This window comes from Erwinia billingiae Eb661, assembly GCF_000196615.1.
In the GTDB taxonomy this organism is placed as follows: Bacteria; Pseudomonadota; Gammaproteobacteria; order Enterobacterales; family Enterobacteriaceae; genus Erwinia; species Erwinia billingiae.
This window is the reverse complement of the sequence record NC_014306.1, coordinates 385823-403581: the sequence shown is the minus strand read 5'-3', so window position 1 is coordinate 403581 and position 17759 is coordinate 385823. Positions and strand designations below refer to the sequence as shown.

At 56.9% G+C, this 17759-nt stretch carries 13 protein-coding genes; 6 read left to right on the top strand and 7 right to left on the bottom strand.

All coding sequences use genetic code 11. The features are described 5' to 3' along the window. Positions 1-171 precede the first annotated feature (171 nt). The 4 genes from fhuB to ssb1 form a co-directional block, all read right to left on the bottom strand. Positions 172-2187, bottom strand: a complete 2016-nt coding sequence (gene fhuB / locus EBC_RS03215; protein ID WP_013200375.1) for a Fe(3+)-hydroxamate ABC transporter permease FhuB — start codon at positions 2185-2187, stop codon at positions 172-174. Then, positions 2181-3092 carry a Fe(3+)-hydroxamate ABC transporter substrate-binding protein FhuD gene (gene fhuD, locus EBC_RS03210; RefSeq protein WP_013200374.1) on the bottom strand — a complete coding sequence of 304 codons (912 nt, stop codon included), beginning with the start codon at positions 3090-3092 and terminating at the stop codon, positions 2181-2183. The genes fhuB and fhuD overlap by 7 nt, the downstream gene beginning before the upstream one ends. Next, positions 3082-5322, bottom strand: coding sequence for a ferric-rhodotorulic acid/ferric-coprogen receptor FhuE (fhuE, locus tag EBC_RS03205; protein ID WP_013200373.1), 2241 nt, complete (start codon positions 5320-5322; stop codon positions 3082-3084). The genes fhuD and fhuE overlap by 11 nt, the downstream gene beginning before the upstream one ends. A 296-nt stretch (positions 5323-5618) precedes the next feature. Continuing rightward, positions 5619-6167: a single-stranded DNA-binding protein SSB1 gene (gene ssb1, locus EBC_RS03200; RefSeq protein WP_013200372.1), complete on the bottom strand. Its 549-nt coding sequence runs from the start codon at positions 6165-6167 to the stop codon at positions 5619-5621. 304 nt (positions 6168-6471) lie between these two features. Between ssb1 and uvrA the strand changes: the two genes are divergently transcribed. Both uvrA and EBC_RS03190 read left to right on the top strand, forming a co-directional pair. Further along, positions 6472-9303 carry an excinuclease ABC subunit UvrA gene (gene uvrA / locus EBC_RS03195; protein WP_013200371.1) on the top strand — a complete coding sequence of 944 codons (2832 nt, stop codon included), beginning with the start codon at positions 6472-6474 and terminating at the stop codon, positions 9301-9303. 374 nt (positions 9304-9677) lie between these two features. Continuing rightward, positions 9678-10733, top strand: coding sequence for an NAD(P)-dependent alcohol dehydrogenase (locus EBC_RS03190; RefSeq protein ID WP_013200370.1), 1056 nt, complete (start codon positions 9678-9680; stop codon positions 10731-10733). Between the two features lie 117 nt (positions 10734-10850). On the opposite strand, the gene EBC_RS03185 is transcribed toward EBC_RS03190, so the two are convergent. Then, complete coding sequence (locus EBC_RS03185; protein ID WP_013200369.1) at positions 10851-11492, bottom strand: TenA family protein; 642 nt, start codon at positions 11490-11492, stop codon at positions 10851-10853. Continuing rightward, on the bottom strand, positions 11493-12338 hold the full coding sequence (locus EBC_RS03180) for a BtpA/SgcQ family protein (protein ID WP_013200368.1): 846 nt from the start codon (positions 12336-12338) through the stop codon (positions 11493-11495). It lies immediately after the preceding gene. Between the two features lie 27 nt (positions 12339-12365). Between EBC_RS03180 and EBC_RS03175 the strand changes: the two genes are divergently transcribed. After that, positions 12366-13226: a PfkB family carbohydrate kinase gene (locus EBC_RS03175; RefSeq protein WP_013200367.1), complete on the top strand. Its 861-nt coding sequence runs from the start codon at positions 12366-12368 to the stop codon at positions 13224-13226. Between the two features lie 36 nt (positions 13227-13262). Here EBC_RS03175 and EBC_RS03170 read toward each other — a convergent pair whose 3' ends face one another. Next, entirely contained in the window at positions 13263-14216 is a 954-nt protein-coding gene (locus EBC_RS03170; RefSeq protein ID WP_013200366.1) for an ABC transporter substrate-binding protein, read from the bottom strand. Between the two features lie 354 nt (positions 14217-14570). Here EBC_RS03170 and EBC_RS03160 point away from each other — a divergent pair, with 354 nt between their 5' ends. The 3 genes from EBC_RS03160 (at position 14571) to EBC_RS03150 (ending at position 17758) form a co-directional block, all read left to right on the top strand. Beyond that, entirely contained in the window at positions 14571-15584 is a 1014-nt protein-coding gene (locus tag EBC_RS03160) for a LacI family DNA-binding transcriptional regulator (RefSeq protein WP_162096471.1), read from the top strand. A 406-nt stretch (positions 15585-15990) separates the two neighbouring features. Further along, positions 15991-16737, top strand: a complete 747-nt coding sequence (locus EBC_RS03155) for an ATP-binding cassette domain-containing protein (protein ID WP_162096478.1) — start codon at positions 15991-15993, stop codon at positions 16735-16737. 19 nt (positions 16738-16756) lie between these two features. Beyond that, positions 16757-17758 carry an ABC transporter permease gene (locus EBC_RS03150; protein ID WP_162096477.1) on the top strand — a complete coding sequence of 334 codons (1002 nt, stop codon included), beginning with the start codon at positions 16757-16759 and terminating at the stop codon, positions 17756-17758. The last annotated feature ends 1 nt before the right edge of the window (position 17759 follow it).

Here is a 17759-nt window from a genome sequence, read left to right as displayed (position 1 = left end):
TTTTTAAGGATCAAAACGTCATAATATTATCACTTTTAAAAATACTTTCCATCTATTGCGCGTTAAGTGAGCGATCTAAAAACGATAATATTTTATCGTTATTGGGTGTTTTTCAATAAAATACTATCATTTTACCCACCACTAACAGGCTCCACTCACCGCCAACCTACATCACCCTTTTCCCTGCGATCTGAGCAGGAAAATAAAGTACGGCGCGCCGATAAAGGTGGTGAGCAGTCCGGCCGGGATTTGGTTGGGGAATAACACCATCCGGCCACACCAGTCGGCCAGCAGCATCAGCAGTGCACCGACGATCGCGGCCATCGCCAGTTGCGGCATCGCGCGGCGGAAACCGAGAATGCGCGCCATATGCGGTGACATCAGCCCGATAAAACTCAACGGGCCGACCGTTAAGGTTGCGCCCGCCGTCAGTATCGAGGCCAGCAACAGAACGATCAGCCGGGAGCGCATCAGCGGTACGCCCAGCGCTCTGACGGTATCGCCGCCCAACGGCATAACGTTCAGCCAGCGACGGCACAACGGCATTAACAGCATCAGCACCAGTGCGAGCCCCGCGCTGGCGATGGCCTGCGGCGGCTCGACGCCGTAAGTCGAACCGGAAATCCAGCTCAGCAGGTTACCGAGGCGCGGATCGCCGCTGGCCAGTAACAGTGAAATGATGGCAGAAAACAGCGTGCCTAAGGCAATGCCCGCCAGTAACAGGCGCTGGGTGGAGAAATGGCGCCTGCCCGCCACCAGCAAAATGGCCGCCAGGGTGATTGCCGCGCCGCCGCTCCCCGCCACTAACATCGCTGCGAATCCGCCGGCGGGCAGCAGGAACAGAGTGAGCACCACCCCTGACGCCGCGCCGGCGCTGATGCCTAACACTTCCGGACTGCCCATCACATTGGCGGTGAGTTTTTGTATCAAGGTGCCCGCTGCGGCGAGCATCACACCGGCACTCAATGCCGCCAGGGTGCGCGGCCAGCGCCAGGGCCAGACGCGCCAGAGGTCGTCACCCGCCCAATGAATGCCCTGGCTGTCGCGTCCTACCATCAGCACCACCACTAATGTCGCCAGCAGCAGAACGCCGCCACCGGCAATCCATCCTGCTGGCCGCTGGCGCTCAGTCGGTAACTCGCCATACTGGCCGGAGACTGCAGGCTGGCTGGCGTGTCGCAGGCGGGGTAACAGCCAAAGCAGAACGGGTGCGCCGATCAACGCCGTTGCCGCGCCCGTCGGCACCTCTTGCCAGACGCGCGCCAGCATCACCATCGCCTGATCGGACAGGCACAGCAGCAAGGCCCCTAACACCGGCGCAAGCAGTAGCCGGTGCAACAGGCGTCGGGCACCGAGTAATTTGGCCAGCAATGGCGCAAACAGGCCGATAAAGCCGACCACGCCGACGGCATTCACCATAAAGGCGCTCAACACCACCGCCAGCGCCAGCGCGACAAAGCGGGCAGACGACAGCCCCAGCCCTAACTGTTGGGCCACATCATCATCCACACCCAGTAAGGTCAGCGGCCTGACCAGCATCAGCGCCAGCAGCAGGCACGGGATCAGCCTTGGCAGAAGAGACTGTACCGCTGACCAGTCCTGCTGATTGAGCGCCCCGCTGCTCCATAAAAACAGGCTCTGAAGTTCCTGAAAATGGAAGATCGCCAGCAGGCTGTTAAGGGCACTGCAATACAGGCTCAGCACCAGCCCCGCGAGGATCAGGGTGACGGGAGAAAGCTTTTTACCCCAGGCGGTGCCAAACACCACCACGGCAATCACCAGCGCGCCCAGCATCGCGGCACCTTGCTGACCGACAATACCGGCGGGCAACATGCCCAGGCTGGCCAGGGTGACGCCCATTTGCGCGCCGCTGGCGACGCCAAGGGTGGCGGGTTCGGCCAGCGGATTGCGTAACACCTGCTGGAATAAAACGCCGGCCAGCGCCAGCCCCGCGCCAACCAGCAGCGAGATCGCCACGCGAGGCAGGAAACTGTAATAAAACAGAACCTGTTGGATATCGGTTTTATCAGGATGGAGGATCGTCGCCGCCCACAGATGGTGGGGAAGCAGCTGCTGCGCGTTGCTGAGGCTCAGTATCAGCGTGGCGGCAACCGCCAGCGTCAGCAGGATCAGCGCAAAGGGTGTGCGGTGCGGTTTGCCTGCCCGCCGTGCGTTCAACGTCACCATTGTTTCTCCAGTCCCTGCAGCATGCGGCAAAATTGCATCGCGGTGAGGGTTGCGCCAAAAATCCAGATGGCGGGCACGGTACGCACGCTGTTTTGTCGTACAAAGGGAATCGCCTGCCAGACCGGCGTGGCGCGAATGCGCGTCCTGGCGGCTTCATCGCCATGATCCAGACAAATCGCCCGGCAGGCCGGCAGGCTGGCTAAACGTTCAATCCCCACCGTTGCCGTTCCCCAAAAGCCGTTCTCTCCCTGCCAGGCATTTTTAATCCCCAGTTGCTGCATCACGTTACCAAACAGGCTGGTTTCACCGAGGATCACCGCATGTCTTTCATCAATAAGTGAGAAAACCAGTAACGGCTGATGGCGGTAAGCCGCCAGCTGTTCGCGCGCGTCAGCCAGCTGGCGGTCGAACCATGCCAGATGATGTTGCGCAGCCGCCTGGCAATTCAACCGCTGCGCAAGCGTCACCAGCCCTGCCCGCACCGTCTGCAACGGCTGGCCGTGCTCATCGGTGAACGCCACCGCCTGTGCCGGTGAGATAGCGCGTAACTGCGCCTCGCGCGGGCCATAGCCCTGCGAATAGAGGATCAGGTCTGGCTTCAGTTCAGCGATGTACTCAAGATTGGGTTCGGAACGCGTGCCGACATCAGTCACGCTGGCCGGTATCGCCGGTTCGCGCACCCACAGCTGATAATCGCGGGTATCGGCCGCCGCCATCGGGGTGATCCCGAGGGCAAAGAGCATTTCCAGCGGCAGCCATTCCAGCGCAATAATGCGCCGGGCAGGCTCAGCCGCCCGTAGCGAAAAGCCCACCAGCAGCGGCGACAGCATCAACGCGGTGACCAGGCGGCGACGCGGTCTGTCGATGCTGGCTGACGTGCCCGGCGCTACACCATCAGAAGGCATAGGAGAGATTGACGGAGTAGTTGCGTTCATCGCCATACACCGCGTAATCGCTCAGCCAGGAGTAATAGGTGCGATCGAAGACATTGTTGACGTTGGCCTGCACCGCCAGCTGTTTGGTCAGCTGGTAACGGGCAAACAGATCAACCAGCGGATAGCTGCTTTGATAGACGCGCGTTGTTTCGCCATCCGGCCCGGTGGCGTCCTGGAAGGTCTTGTTCTGCCAGTTTACGCCGCCACCGATGGTCAAATCGGGCAGCATCGGCAGCTGATAACGGCTGAACAGTTTGAGCTGCGTTTGCGGCATATTGCTGTTTAAGCGTGCGCCGGTATCGTCCCTGGCCACATAGCGCGTCGCGCCGAAGGTCAGCTGCAGATTGTCGGTCACCGCACCATTGATTTCGAACTCAGCACCCCTACTTACCGTGCCCTGCGCGGCATAATAGGCCTGCTCGCTGCTGTCATTGACGAAGTTTGAGCCATCGGCCTGGCCCACGTTCTCCTGCTCGATGCGGAAGATGGCGAAGGTGGCCGTCAGACGCCCGTTCATCCAGTCAGATTTCAGGCCGGTTTCGTAGTTCTTTCCGGTCACCGGCGAGAGGTAAGTGCCGTTGCGATCGCGATAGGTCTGCGGCTGGAAGATCGAGGTGTAGCTGGCGTAGGCGGACAGAGAGTCGTTGATGTCATACACCAGGCCCGCATACGGCGTGAGGTTGTTTTTATGCACGTCGCCGCTGGAGCCGATGGTGCTCCACTGGGTGTAACGGCTGCCTAAAATCAGCGACAGCGGATCGGCCAGTGAAAAACGCGCGGCGATATAGCCCGCTTTCTGACGAACGGTGTCGTCCAGGTTCTGATACCAGTCGCCCCACTCCGGTTCGGCGACGTTGCCGTCCCAGTTACTGCCAAAGCTGCCCATTTGTTCGCTGTCTATTGGACCATCCGCGCTGTAGGTGGTATTGCGCTGACGGCTGTAACTCACCCCGGTGATCAGCTCATGCTGGCGGCCAAACAGGTCGAACGGCCCGCTGGCATAGGCGTCAACGGATTCAAGCTTACGCGTTCCTCGATCCTTACTGCCAAAGCCGGTGGTGCCTTCGCCCGTCGTGGCATCCGGGAAACCTTCTATATACAGCAAGGCATCGTTAAAGGTCTCTTCGGCATGGGTGCCATTGACCCGGAAGCTCCAGCCGTTATCAAAATCATGGCGAATATTGGCGAAGACCTTGCGCGAGTTGATGTCGTAATGCGTCCAGTCGGTCGAGGTGCTGGTATTGCGGGTGTAATGGGTTTTCACCCCGTTGCTGTACCAGGTTGGCAAGCCGCCCCAGGTCGGGTCGCTGGTGTTGGTTTGCTGATAGTCGTAGCCCAGCGACAGCGTGGTGTTTTCTGTCAGATCGGCATCGACCACGCCATAGAGGAATTTCTTGGTTTTATGGTAGCGATCCAGCTGCCCGTCCTGATCCTGATAGCCCGCCACCACACGGCCGCGCACGGTGCCCGCCTCGTTTAAGGGACCGGAGACATCCGCCACATAACGCTGCTTGTTCCAGCTGCCGTAGCTGGCGCTGACGTTGCCGGTAAACTCACGGCTGTCCGCCTGCTTACGCACCATATTGACGGATGCCGCCGGGTTTCCGGCGCCGGTCATCAGGCCGGTAGCACCACGGACCACTTCGATGCGGTCATAAATCGCCGTGTCTTCTGCGGCATCGCCAAAGTTCCAGGTATCGCTAACCGAGCTGGGAATATCATCGTAGGTGTAGCTGCTGATCATAAATCCGCGGGAGAAGTAAGACGCGCGCTCGCTGTCGATCACTTCCGTCGAAATACCGGTGGTGTTATTTAACACATCGCCGACCGACTGCAGGTTCTGGTCCTGCATACGCTGTTTGGTCACCACGCTGAGCGACTGGGGCACATCGCGTGGCGTCAGCAGCATTTTGGTGCCGGCGGTGGTGGTTTTTACGCTGTAATCCTGCTGCTCCTCGGCAGAATCGTCGACCGTTGCACCGACCACCATATCCTGCTGAGTGGAGGATGGAGCAGAAGAGGTTTTGGCCGGGGTTGCGGCGGCGTTTGCTGCCGGAGCAGCGCTATTACTGTCGGCGGCCTGCACCAGCGCAGGGTTTACCAGCACCAGCATCGCCAGTGCCGAAAGTGAAAAATTGACGCGTGTTTTATTCTCAGGCGCGCGTGATTGCGGCCCTTTTTCCCTGCCAAATGAAGACATAACCGTATCCCATAGAATTTTATTATTGGAAGCTGAGGCTTCTTTTTTGTCTTTCTACGCCGGTGCAGCTTGCCACTGTTATCCGGCTGAACTCACATCAGGCGCGATGCGCACGAAATGAGAATGTGAATAGTAATCATTTGGCTTCAAGGAATCTTGCAAAGGTTCACTGCGATTACGTAACAGAATGTAAGGCGAGGGAAAGCAGAGGGATACGGGGAGAAAGCTGGTCGCGCAGGCATAAAAAAAACCCGCCGGAGCGGGGTTTTTATGGGAGGTTCAACAACGTTCTGAAATCAGAATGGGATATCGTCGTCGAAGTCCATTGGTGGCTCGTTGTTAGCCGGCGCGCTGTTCTGCTGTGGCTGAGCCTGCGGACGTGCCTGCTGGCCGCCGCTGAACTGGTTGCCGCCACTCTGTGGCTGCTGTGGCTGACCCCAGCCGTTGTTGCTGCCCTGGCCGCCGCCGCCAGCCGGTGCGCCTGCACCGCCGCCCTGACGTCCACCCAGCATCTGCATGGTGCCGCCAACGTTGACGACCACTTCGGTGGTGTACTTCTCAACGCCAGCCTGGTCAGTCCATTTGCGGGTCTGCAGTGCGCCTTCGATATACACCTGAGAACCTTTACGCAGGTACTCTGCCGCGACTTCCGCCAGTTTGCCAAACAGCACAACGCGGTGCCATTCGGTTTTTTCTTTGGTTTCGCCGGTTTGCTTGTCACGCCAGCTTTCGGACGTGGCCAGCGTGATGTTGGCAACGGCGCCGCCATTAGGCATGTAGCGGACTTCCGGATCTTGACCCAGGTTGCCCACCAGGATCACTTTGTTTACGCCTCTGCTGGCCATGTTCGAGTCTCCGATAATTGTTCTGCTTTAAGTCTAAGCCGGAAATTCTAACATGCCACTCCCTGAGATCCTACTTTCAGATCCGGATCTCAAAGGCCTTTATCACGCTTGCGCCGTTGCAGATTGCGGCCTGAGCAGGATCGAGATTTTTTACGGCCAGGTCGCAGCCTGCATCAGGATCCTGCTGAGTGCTTTCGGCAAAACACTGGATATCCAATCAGGTTATTTTGTGCCATAATTACAGGCTTAATTCTGGCCATGCCGGACCGGCATGGTGAGATCTGTGTTAATCCGGGAATTGTGAATGGATAAGATCGAAGTACGGGGTGCACGCACCCATAATTTGAAAAATATCAACCTGACCATCCCGCGCGACAAACTGATCGTTGTCACCGGCTTGTCAGGTTCCGGTAAGTCCTCGCTGGCGTTTGATACGCTGTACGCCGAGGGGCAACGCCGCTATGTAGAATCCCTGTCGGCCTATGCGCGCCAGTTTCTCTCGCTGATGGAGAAACCGGATGTCGATCATATCGAAGGTTTGTCGCCAGCCATTTCGATCGAACAGAAATCCACCTCACACAACCCGCGTTCCACCGTGGGCACCATCACTGAAATTCATGACTACCTGCGCCTGCTGTTTGCCCGCGTCGGCGAGCCGCGCTGCCCGGATCATGACATTCCGCTGGCGGCACAGACCGTCAGCCAGATGGTGGATAACGTGCTGGCGCTGCCAGAAGGCCGCCGGCTGATGCTGCTGGCGCCGATCGTGAAAGAGCGTAAGGGCGAACACACTAAAACGCTGGAAAATCTGGCCTCGCAGGGCTATATCCGCGCCCGTATCGATGGGGAAGTGTGCGATCTTTCCGATCCGCCGAAGCTGGAACTGCAAAAGAAACACACCATTGAAGTGGTCGTCGATCGCTTTAAGGTGCGTGAAGATCTGCAGCAGCGGCTGGCAGAGTCGTTCGAAACGGCGCTGGAGCTCTCCGGTGGCACCGCCGTGGTGGCGGATATGGACGATGAAAAAGCGGAAGAGCTGGTGTTCTCCGCGAACTTCGCCTGCCCGGTCTGTGGCTACAGCATGACCGAACTGGAACCGCGCCTGTTCTCCTTTAACAACCCGGCCGGTGCCTGCCCAACCTGTGATGGCCTGGGCGTGCAGCAGTATTTCGATCCTGACCGGGTGGTACAGAATCCTGAGCTGTCGCTGGCGGGCGGCGCAATCCGAGGTTGGGATCGCCGTAACTTCTATTACTTCCAGATGCTACGCTCGCTGGCGGAGCACCTGAAATTTGATATCGAATCGCCGTTTGAGTCGCTGGAAGATCATGCCCGTCAGGTGATCCTGTTCGGCTCCGGTAAAGAGACCATCGAGTTTAAGTACATCAACGATCGCGGCGACACCTCGGTGCGTCGCCATCCGTTTGAAGGCGTGCTGCACAATATGGAGCGCCGCTATAAAGAGACTGAATCTTCCGCCGTGCGCGAAGATCTGGCGAAATTTATCAGCAACCGCTCCTGCACCAGCTGCCACGGCACCCGTTTGAAGCGCGAAGCGCGCCACGTGTTTGTTGAAAACACCACGCTGCCGACCATTTCCGATATGAGCATCGGTCATGCGATGGAGTTCTTCCAGAACATGAAGCTGAGCGGCCAGCGTGCGCAGATTGCCGAAAAAGTGCTGAAAGAGATTGGCGACCGCCTGAAGTTCCTGGTCAACGTCGGTCTGAACTACCTTTCGATGTCACGCTCCGCCGACACGCTGTCCGGTGGTGAAGCGCAGCGTATCCGTCTGGCAAGCCAGATTGGTGCGGGCCTGGTCGGCGTAATGTACGTGCTGGATGAGCCCTCAATCGGTCTGCATCAGCGCGATAACGAACGCCTGCTGGAAACGCTGGTGCATCTGCGCGATCTCGGTAATACGGTGATTGTGGTTGAGCATGATGAAGATGCGATCCGCGCCGCAGACCACGTGATTGATATCGGGCCCGGTGCCGGTGTGCATGGCGGCCAGGTGGTGGCGGAAGGCACCGTTGATGACATTATGGCGGTGGAGGAATCTCTGACCGGTCAGTACCTTAGCGGCAAGCGCGGTATCGCCATCCCGAAAGAACGCGTGAAGGCCGATCCGAGTAAAGTGCTGAAGCTGACCGGCGCAAAGGGCAACAACCTGAAGGATGTGACGCTGTCGCTGCCGGTCGGGTTATTCAGCTGCATTACTGGCGTCTCTGGTTCCGGTAAATCCACCCTGATCAACGATACGCTGTTCCCGATCGCCCAGCGTCAGCTGAACGGGGCGACCATCGCCGAAGCGGCACCGTATCGCGATATCACCGGCATGGAAAACTTCGATAAGGTTATCGATATCGACCAGAGCCCGATTGGCCGTACGCCGCGCTCGAACCCGGCTACCTACACCGGTATTTTCACCCCGGTGCGTGAACTGTTTGCCGGCGTGCCGGAATCCCGTACGCGCGGGTACACGCCTGGACGTTTCAGCTTTAACGTCCGTGGCGGCCGCTGCGAAGCCTGTCAGGGCGACGGCGTGATCAAGGTAGAGATGCACTTTTTACCGGACATTTATGTGCCGTGCGACCAGTGCAAAGGCAAGCGCTATAACCGTGAAACGCTGGAAGTGAAGTACAAAGGCAAGAACATTCACGAAGTGCTGGAAATGACCATTGAAGAAGCCCGCGAGTTCTTTGATGCCGTGCCTGCACTGGCGCGTAAGCTGCAAACGCTGATGGACGTCGGCCTGTCTTATATCCGACTGGGCCAGTCGGCAACCACCCTTTCGGGCGGTGAAGCGCAGCGCGTGAAGCTGGCGAGAGAACTCTCCAAGCGCGGTACCGGCCAGACGCTGTATATCCTTGATGAGCCGACCACCGGCTTGCACTTCGCGGATATTCAGCAGTTGCTGGAAGTGCTGCATCAGCTGCGTGACCAGGGCAACACCATCGTGGTGATTGAACACAACCTTGATGTGATCAAAACCGCGGACTGGATTGTCGATCTGGGTCCGGAAGGCGGCAGCGGCGGCGGGATGATCCTCGCCTCCGGCACGCCGGAAACGGTCGCAATGTGCAAAGAGTCGCACACCGCACGCTTCCTGAAACCGCTGTTGAATCTGGATTAAGCTACCTGACGTTTATCGCAAGGATAAGCGGGAGATTCAGGACAGTTCGGGCAAAGTGTGAGCAAGGGGCGGATTTCATCGCCCCTTGTTTTTTTCGCCGCCGTCCGCCGGGCGGATGACAGTTTTATTTGATTTACATGAAGAAATAAACTCCACACTCAGCAACAAATTAGCGCTCTTTTCCCCTTCGTTTTGCCGCTTCAGAGCAAATCCTGCAGGATCAGGCAAGATTTAGACAGGTTCCGGCATACCCCCTTTGCCAATAGCTAACTATCCTTAATGGGCTCGACTCCCTACACCGATTCTGCCAGCACGGTCTGTCAGAACATCCTCTAAGCAATAAGTTCTAAACACTTTCAATGACTGGAGACACCATGAATATTACGCATGCTTATGCCGCACAGGACGCCAAATCAAAGCTGGCTCCGTTTGAGTTCCAGCCGCGCGAACTGCGTGAACACGATGTCCAGATTGAAGTTATGTTCTGTGGCGTCTGCCACTCGGATCTGCATCAGGCCCGTAACGAGTGGAAAAACACCATTTTTCCTGTCGTCCCTGGCCATGAAATCGTCGGCCGTGTTACCGCTGTTGGCGGACATACCCATAAATATAAAGTGGGCGATTTAGTTGGCGTTGGCTGTCTGGTTGATTCCTGTCGCGAGTGCGACAGCTGTAAAGAAGACCTGGAGCAGTACTGTGAAAACGGTTTCACCGGCACGTATAACGGCGAAGACCGCATTTCCGGCGACATCACCTACGGCGGCTACTCCACTCAGGTAATCGTTAACGAAGACTTCGTGCTGCGTATTCCTGAGAACCTGGATCCGGCTGGCGCAGCGCCACTGCTGTGTGCGGGCATCACCACCTTCTCGCCTCTGCACCACTGGAAAGTCGGTCCGGGTAAGAAAGTCGGTATCGTTGGTCTCGGCGGTCTGGGTCACATGGGCGTGAAAATTGCTCATGCGATGGGCGCACATGTGGTGCTGTTTACCACTTCTCCCTCTAAAATCGAAGACGGCAAGCGCCTGGGCGCAGATGAAGTGGTCATTTCCAAAGATCCTGAGCAGATGGCGGCGCACACCAACAGCTTCGACTTTATTCTGAACACCGTTGCCGCTCAGCACGATCTGAACCAGTTCATCACCCTGCTGCGTCGCGATGGCACCATGACCCTGGTCGGCGTGCCAGAACATGACCACCCGGCACCCCAGGTGGTTAACCTGGTGTTCAAACGTCGCAGCGTGGCCGGTTCTCTGATCGGTGGCATTAAAGAAACGCAGGAGATGCTGGATTTCTGCGGTAAGCACAACATCACCTCTGATATCGAAATGATCAAGATGGATGAAGTGAACGACGCCTACGAACGTATGCTGAAAAGCGATGTGAAATACCGCTTTGTGATCGACATCGATACCTTACGCAACCAGTAAGGCCGATGGGCACAACCGGCCTCAGATTGTAGTGGCCGGATAATAAAGAAAGGGCGGAAGGGTTTCCGCCCTTTTTTGCGTCTGAACCGCCGGACACTCCCTCGCCCGTCAGCTTGCTTACGCATAGGCGGCGCTATGGAAATCAATTTCCCACTTCAGTACCTTGCCATACAGGTCAGACAGCGCGAATTTCTGCTCGGCGCTCAGTTGTGCCGCACAGCGATCCAACTCCGTTTTTAACCAGCTGGCCTGCAGGAAAAATTCCTCTTCCGCGTGCAGCTCAATCCACCGTCGCACATCTTCATCGGATTGCGTTTTCAGGCTGACGCGCTTGCACCAGTGGTAATACATCCACTCCGCGCCGAACATCAAGGTGATGATCTCTTCATAGCTGCCGCGCTGGGCTACGTTCAGCATGCCGTCGCGAAATCGTCTGACGCCAGGCAGATCGTCCGGATAACCGGCCGGATTGACCTGCCGTTTGGCCAGCACCGTGTCAAACCAGGCAATCTGCGTATCGACCAGCGCATTCAGCACGCCGATCAACCAGCGCTGCTGACGAATATCGGGCGCTTTACTGACGCCCAGCGCGAAGATGGCGATGGCGGTGGCGACAAAGTTACCTTCAAACACCAGGTAGCGATTGAAAACGTCGGCAGACAAAACGTCCTGCTCAATCTCGCAGACAAAGCGATGCTGCTGCATCTCATGCCAGGCTCCCTGATGCTCCCGCAGCAAACGATCGCTGAAGGTTTCCATCTATTCGCCCTCCAACACGGACGCCGCCGCAGCCATAAAATGCTTCACCCGCGCCAGCTCAACCTCATTCCACCAGACGCCATCCACCTTCAGCGCGCTGGCGACGATCACGCCCTGGGTACGCGACAGGATCTGGCCAACGTTATCCGGCGTAACGCCCGATCCCACCAGCAGCGGCAATTCGGTGGCCCCGCGGATCTCATCAATTTCGCTCAGCGTGGCGCTGTCGCCAGTGCGCTGACCGGTGGCGATCACCGCATCGGCTTCAAAGAAGTCGACGTCACGGGTCAGTTCCTGAATTGAGCGGTCGGCGACGATGGCATGGCTGCCATGCTTAACGTGGCTGTCGGCAAAGACCTTGATGTGTTCAGCGCGCAGCTGGCTGCGATAGCGCAGCGCTTTGGCCGCCGCACCTTCGATAAAGCCTTCGTTGGCGATGTAGGCGTTGGCCCATTGATTGACGCGGATAAAGTCGGCGCCGCCGGCAAGCGCGGTAGCCAGCGCAGGGATCGCCGCATTTGCCAGCACGTTGATGCCTAACGGCACGTTAAAACGGGTGCGCACCTTTTCGGTGATCACTGCCATCAGCGCCGCCGTTTCCGGGCCGATATCTTCCGGTTTAGAAAAAGGAATATCGCCGTGGTTTTCAATTATCAGGCCATGAACGCCGCCGGAAACATAATTATCCGCATCGCGTAACGCACGCTCAATAATATCGCCGATTGTTTTCCCTCTGTATTTCGGCGTGCCGGGAAAAGGGTCACAATGAATAACACCAATGACCACTTTCTTACGTGAAAAAATAGCTTGTATTGCGTCTTTTTTTCCTGCTGATATAGAAACCATCTTCTTCATCCTGTTCAAGGAAACACTATGCGTGTTTATGTCACCGGGAATATAGCCGTCGATGAAATCTGGTCAATTCCCGATATTCCCACAAAAGGCTCATCCATTCATGGCAATAAAACGTCACAAGATATCGGTGGCAAGGGCGCCAATCAGGCAATATTACTTTCCCGCTGCGGCATAGAAACAACGTTAGTTGCCGCGATCGGAAATGACAATAATGGCAAGTGGATCAAAGAGCAGATGCTCGCTGAATCCCTGCAACTGTTGCCTGACACGTTATTCCCTTGTCACAGTGATACCTCAATTATTTTCAATAGCGCCGACGGTGATAATGCCATTATCACCACCACCACCGCGGCGGATTCATTATCGCTCACCGGGATTACGCAGGCGCTTTCTGCCGCCCAGCCCGGTGACGTTTTGCTGCAACAGGGTAATTTCTCCGTTGAGAAAACCCGTGGCCTGTTCGCGTTCGCCAAGGCCCGTGGCATGATCACCGTGTTTAACCCTTCACCGGTCAAAGCCGCCTTCGCTGAGCTCTGGTCTCTGGTCGATATTGCCGTCCTCAATCAGCATGAAGCGGCGCTGCTGAAGCCAGAAGGGGTCAAAACGTTAGTGGTCACTCACGGTTCACAGGGCGCGTTGCTCAAAGCCCCTGATAACGAAGCGTTTTGTCGCGCAATCGCGGTGACGGCTGTCGACAGTACCGGCGCTGGCGATACCTTTCTGGCAGTGATGCTGGCCTCTGCGTTGCTGCGTCATACAGAGATTGATAAGTTAGCACTCACTCATGCCAGTCAGGCGGCTGCCATTACCGTTAGCCGTGCCGGAACCTACAGCGCGTTCCCCAGCATCAGCGAACTGACCGCCTTACTGCAAAACTAAACTGCAGGGCCCACAGTTTCATGTGGGCCTTCAGCCTTATTTAAACAGCGTGCGATAGGGACCGACATTGTCTTTGGTGACCACGGTTGCCGGCACCAAAATACGCTTCGGTACCGTTTTACCGGCGGTAATCTCATTCAGGGCTTTTAACGCTTCTTCGCCCATCTTCTGCGGATCCTGCTGCAATACCGCGGTGACGTAGCCACCATCAATGCCGCTGATGGCTTTCGCGGTCAGATCCCAGCCAAAGACTTTGATATCTTTCTGGCGACCCTGGTTTTCTACCGCCGCAATCGCGCCAAGCAGCGCCGGTTCACCTGTGGCATAAATTGCGGTGATATCCGGGTTACCGGTGATCAGGTTTTCCGCCGCGGTCATCGCGTTGTCTTGAATATTCTGGCCATCGACCACGTCCGCAACGGTAATCTGTTTATTGCTTTTAATCGTCTCTTCAAAGCCTTTCTGACGGTCATTCTGGATAGCCGAGTTCAGCGCACCGACGATGCCGACGCGTGCCTTGCCACCCATGTCTTTTTTAACGTAATCAACGAAGTATCGGCCGAGAATTTTGCCGCCTTCGATGTTGTCCACGCCCACCTGCGCGGCCTGAGGACCGTCTGGCAGCACGGCATCAATGGCGATGACCGGGATTTTCGCCGCTGCGGCTTCTTTAATTGCCGGCATAATGCCGTTCACATCAATCGCATCGACTAATATGCCCTTCACACCCTGCTGAATATAGTTTTCGATGGCATCATTCTGGGCAACGGGATTATCCGTGGCGTTAAAGATCACCAGATCTTTGCCGCTGGCTTTCGCCGCGTCTTGCGCACCTTTATTCATCAGGTTGAAAAACAACGCCTGCTGATTAATCTGCACTAATGCATAAGTCGGTGCTGCTGCCAGCGCCGAGGTCATATAACTGCCAGAAGCCAGTAAAACGGTTGCCAGGGCTACAATTCGCAATTTTCCGGTGTTAAAAACCATCATCATGATCCTCAATGGGATTAAATCTCTACCTCGGCGTAAAATACACCGGGCGGAATTATGGATGGCAGGGCAAATAGTAGCGTGATGGCGTAAACACCCGGTAGAAATGGGGGCGTTAAGGTGAAACCGTGAAAAAAACATTTAGGCAGCCGGTCCATTTCGGTGCAGGGATAAAATGTCTCTTAAACGGGTGGGAATCTCTTCCCGGGTCATGCAGGTAAACTGCCTATTACAATTCTCTCTGGCCGTTTTTTTGTCAAGCGCTATTTTTGCCAGCGCGAATTGCAGCGAAAAGGGTATAACAGCGGCGCTTAACTATGTTACAGATACCCTTCTTTTTCTGATGTGGCCGGCATGATGATTAAAAAACGCGTTTTGCTCTCCGATGTGGCATCCCATGCGGGACTGTCGAAAGCGACGGTTTCCCGCTATCTGAACAACAGTATTGTGCTGCCACAAGAGACCATTGCGCGCATTGAATCCGCGATTGCCGAGCTGGATTATCGCGGAAACAGCCTCGCCCGCCGGCTGAGTAAAGGCGGTAGCGAAACGCTCGGCCTGGTGCTGCCGGATATTACCAACCCCTTCTTTGCCGAACTGGCCGATGCGGCAGAAGAAGCCGCTTTCGAACACGGTTACAGCCTGGTGCTGTGCATCACCCGGAACAATCCCGAAAAAGAGACGCAGTTTATTCGCTGGCTGGATACCTGCCAGGTTGATGGCCTGCTGTTTACCACTAACCGCCCGGATAACGGCCTGTTATGTCGTGAGATCCAGCGCCATCAGCGCATTGTCCTGCTGGATGAAGATATCCCCGGCAGCAAGGTACCAAAGGTGTTTGCCGACAACGTTCAGGGTGGCTTTATCGCCACCCAGCAGCTGATTGCCGCTGGCCACCAGCAGATCGCCTTTATCGGCGGGCCCGATGAGCTGATGAGCGTGCGCGAACGTTACCAGGGTTTTTGCACCGCGCTGGCGCAGGCCGGTTTACACTGTCCGCCAGAGTGGGTGATGTACGGCGAATATCAGCGCGAGTTCGGTCAGCAGGCGCTGCACACGCTGTTCAGCAAGGCGATCCGCCCGACGGCGATCTTTGCCGCCAGTGATTTTCTGGTGCTCGGTTTGTTAGATGGTTTGCGGGAACTGGGCCTGCGTGCACCAGAGGATTTATCGCTGGTTGGCTTCGATGACGCCAGCTACGCCGATTTCACCCAACCGCGCATTTCCACCATTCGCCAACCCGCACGGGAACTGGGCAGAACCGCGGTCAGCCTGATGCTGCGGCTGCTAAAAGGCGAGGAAAATGTCCCTGCCGAAACCCGCCTGCCGGTCACCTGGATTGGACGCGATTCCATTCAATCACGTTAGCCCGGTCCAAAATGGCGCAGTAATCGCACAACTTTGGCGCAAAAACTGTTCAACCCTTTCAGGCGATGAGCCATCGGGTAAACCGGTTTACCGATACATTTAAAATTATCCTATTAGATTACAGCCAATTAGAAATCCTCTCTCCGCCCTCCTCACAAGCCTGGCATGGAAGCTGCTTAGTCATCAGTGGCGAACAAATAGTTAGCGTTTTGTCCCGATGTGCACTGGAGACAGTTCCGCTGTTCAGGTAAACCGGTTTACAAGAAGTAGACCGCGACCAGCGGAACCCTTTTCGGCCATCACCGTCCCGGGTAATCGATGTCTGGCGAGAGGGTTTTCCCTCATAAACGAACTGCGATGGGAGTCAACGATGCAACAGCCACAGCCTGCCAGAGCGCGGGTAGAAATGGTCAATATCACCAAGACCTACGGCGCGATCCGCTCGCTGCGCGGGGTGAACCTCAAGCTGGCGCCGGGTGAAGTGTTGGGCCTGGTGGGTGATAACGGCGCGGGGAAATCCACGCTGACCAAAGTGCTTTCCGGCGCGGTGGTGCCCACCAGCGGCGCGATCCGCATTGATGGTGAAGAGATGCACTTTACCAATCCGGCGGACGCCCGCCGGTGTCATATCGAAATGGTTTATCAGGATCTGTCGCTGTGCGACACCGTTGACGTGGCCGGCAATCTGTTTATGGGCCGCGAACCGCTGAAGCATCTGCTGGGCATCCCGTTTCTCGACCAGGCAAAAATGCATGCCGATGCGCGGGAAATGCTGAAAGGATTGGGCATTTCGATTCCGGATACCCGCCTGCTGGTGCGCAATCTCTCCGGCGGTCAGCGCCAGGCGATTGCCATTGCTCGCGCGGCCGCCTTCGAGCCAAAGGTGCTGATCATGGACGAACCGACCGCCGCGCTGGCGGTGGCCGAGGTGGAAGCGGTACTTGAACTGATCCGGCGCGTCAGCGCGCGTGGCGTCAGCGTTATTCTGGTCACCCACCGCTTGCAGGATCTGTTCCTGGTCTGTGACCGCATCATGGTGATGTACGAAGGCACCAACGTGGCGGATCGTCAGGTGGCTGATACCAGCCTCAGCGATATCGTTAACCTGATTGTCGGCGAGAAATTCACCGCACATTCAGCCGCCGCGCACTGAGGTAAACGGGATGAGTATGATCAATTTAAGCGGTACACGCATGATCCGGCATTCACTGCCGCGCCGCCTGCTGCACAGCCATTCTGGCGTGGTCAGTATCGCGCTGTTTTTCATCTTCTGTTGCGTGGTGTTCTCGTTTATCACCAGCAACTTTCTCAGCAGCACCAACTGGCTGAATATCATCCGTCAGAGCGCCCCGCTGCTGATTGTCGCCACCGCGATGACGCTGGTGATCACCACCGGCGGTATCGATCTGTCGGTCGGCTCCACGCTGGCGCTGGTTGGCGCGCTGTCGGCCATTGCCCTGAAGAGCTGGGGACTGCCCTGGCCGGTGGTGCTGATTGGCGGCCTGATGCTCGGCGCGCTGGTTGGGGCGATCAACGGCTTCTTTATTGCTTACGAAGGCATTCCCGCCTTTATCGTCACCCTCGCCACGCTGGCGGTGGTGCGCGGGGTGGCGCTGCTGATCACCCAGGGCTATTCGATTCCAATTCCGGCTGACAGCCCGTTTACCTTGATGGGCCGCGCGTGGGTTGTCGGCATTCCGATGCCGGCGCTGATTGGCATCGTGGTGCTGATTGTCGGTCATATCGTGCTGAATCATATGCGCTTTGGCCGTTACGTCACCGCCATTGGTGCCAACACCGAAGGCGCACGCCGCAGCGGGATCAACACCAAAGCGGTAACGATGCGCGTCTATATGATCAGCGGCATGGCGGCGGCACTGGCCGGGATGATTATCACCGCGCGTCTGGGCAGCGGTTCCTCAAACCAGGGCGAAGGCTTTGAATTGCAGGTGATTGCCGCGGTGGTGCTGGGCAGTACCAGCCTGTTTGGTGGCTTTGGCACCATTATCGGCACGCTGCTGGGTGCTCTGTCGATTGCCATCATTCAGAACGGTTTGATCCTGTCGCATATCTCGCCGTTTTATACCCAGATTGCCACCGGCACCATCATCCTGCTGGCGATTTGGCTGAACACCCGCATTCTTAACCCGGCGCGCGCGCCCTCGAAAGGATAGC

Excerpts from the sequence above, each read along its gene's own strand:
- fhuB (WP_013200375.1), bottom strand. The coding sequence starts at position 2,187 with ATGGTGACGTTGAACGCACGGCGGGCAGGCAAACCGCACCGCACACCC.
- fhuD (WP_013200374.1), bottom strand. The coding sequence starts at position 3,092 with ATGCCTTCTGATGGTGTAGCGCCGGGCACGTCAGCCAGCATCGACAGA.
- fhuE (WP_013200373.1), bottom strand. The coding sequence starts at position 5,322 with ATGTCTTCATTTGGCAGGGAAAAAGGGCCGCAATCACGCGCGCCTGAG.
- ssb1 (WP_013200372.1), bottom strand. The coding sequence starts at position 6,167 with ATGGCCAGCAGAGGCGTAAACAAAGTGATCCTGGTGGGCAACCTGGGT.
- uvrA (WP_013200371.1), top strand. The coding sequence starts at position 6,472 with ATGGATAAGATCGAAGTACGGGGTGCACGCACCCATAATTTGAAAAAT.
- EBC_RS03190 (WP_013200370.1), top strand. The coding sequence starts at position 9,678 with ATGAATATTACGCATGCTTATGCCGCACAGGACGCCAAATCAAAGCTG.
- EBC_RS03185 (WP_013200369.1), bottom strand. The coding sequence starts at position 11,492 with ATGGAAACCTTCAGCGATCGTTTGCTGCGGGAGCATCAGGGAGCCTGG.
- EBC_RS03180 (WP_013200368.1), bottom strand. The coding sequence starts at position 12,338 with ATGGTTTCTATATCAGCAGGAAAAAAAGACGCAATACAAGCTATTTTT.
- EBC_RS03175 (WP_013200367.1), top strand. The coding sequence starts at position 12,366 with ATGCGTGTTTATGTCACCGGGAATATAGCCGTCGATGAAATCTGGTCA.
- EBC_RS03170 (WP_013200366.1), bottom strand. The coding sequence starts at position 14,216 with ATGATGGTTTTTAACACCGGAAAATTGCGAATTGTAGCCCTGGCAACC.
- EBC_RS03160 (WP_162096471.1), top strand. The coding sequence starts at position 14,571 with ATGATGATTAAAAAACGCGTTTTGCTCTCCGATGTGGCATCCCATGCG.
- EBC_RS03155 (WP_162096478.1), top strand. The coding sequence starts at position 15,991 with ATGGTCAATATCACCAAGACCTACGGCGCGATCCGCTCGCTGCGCGGG.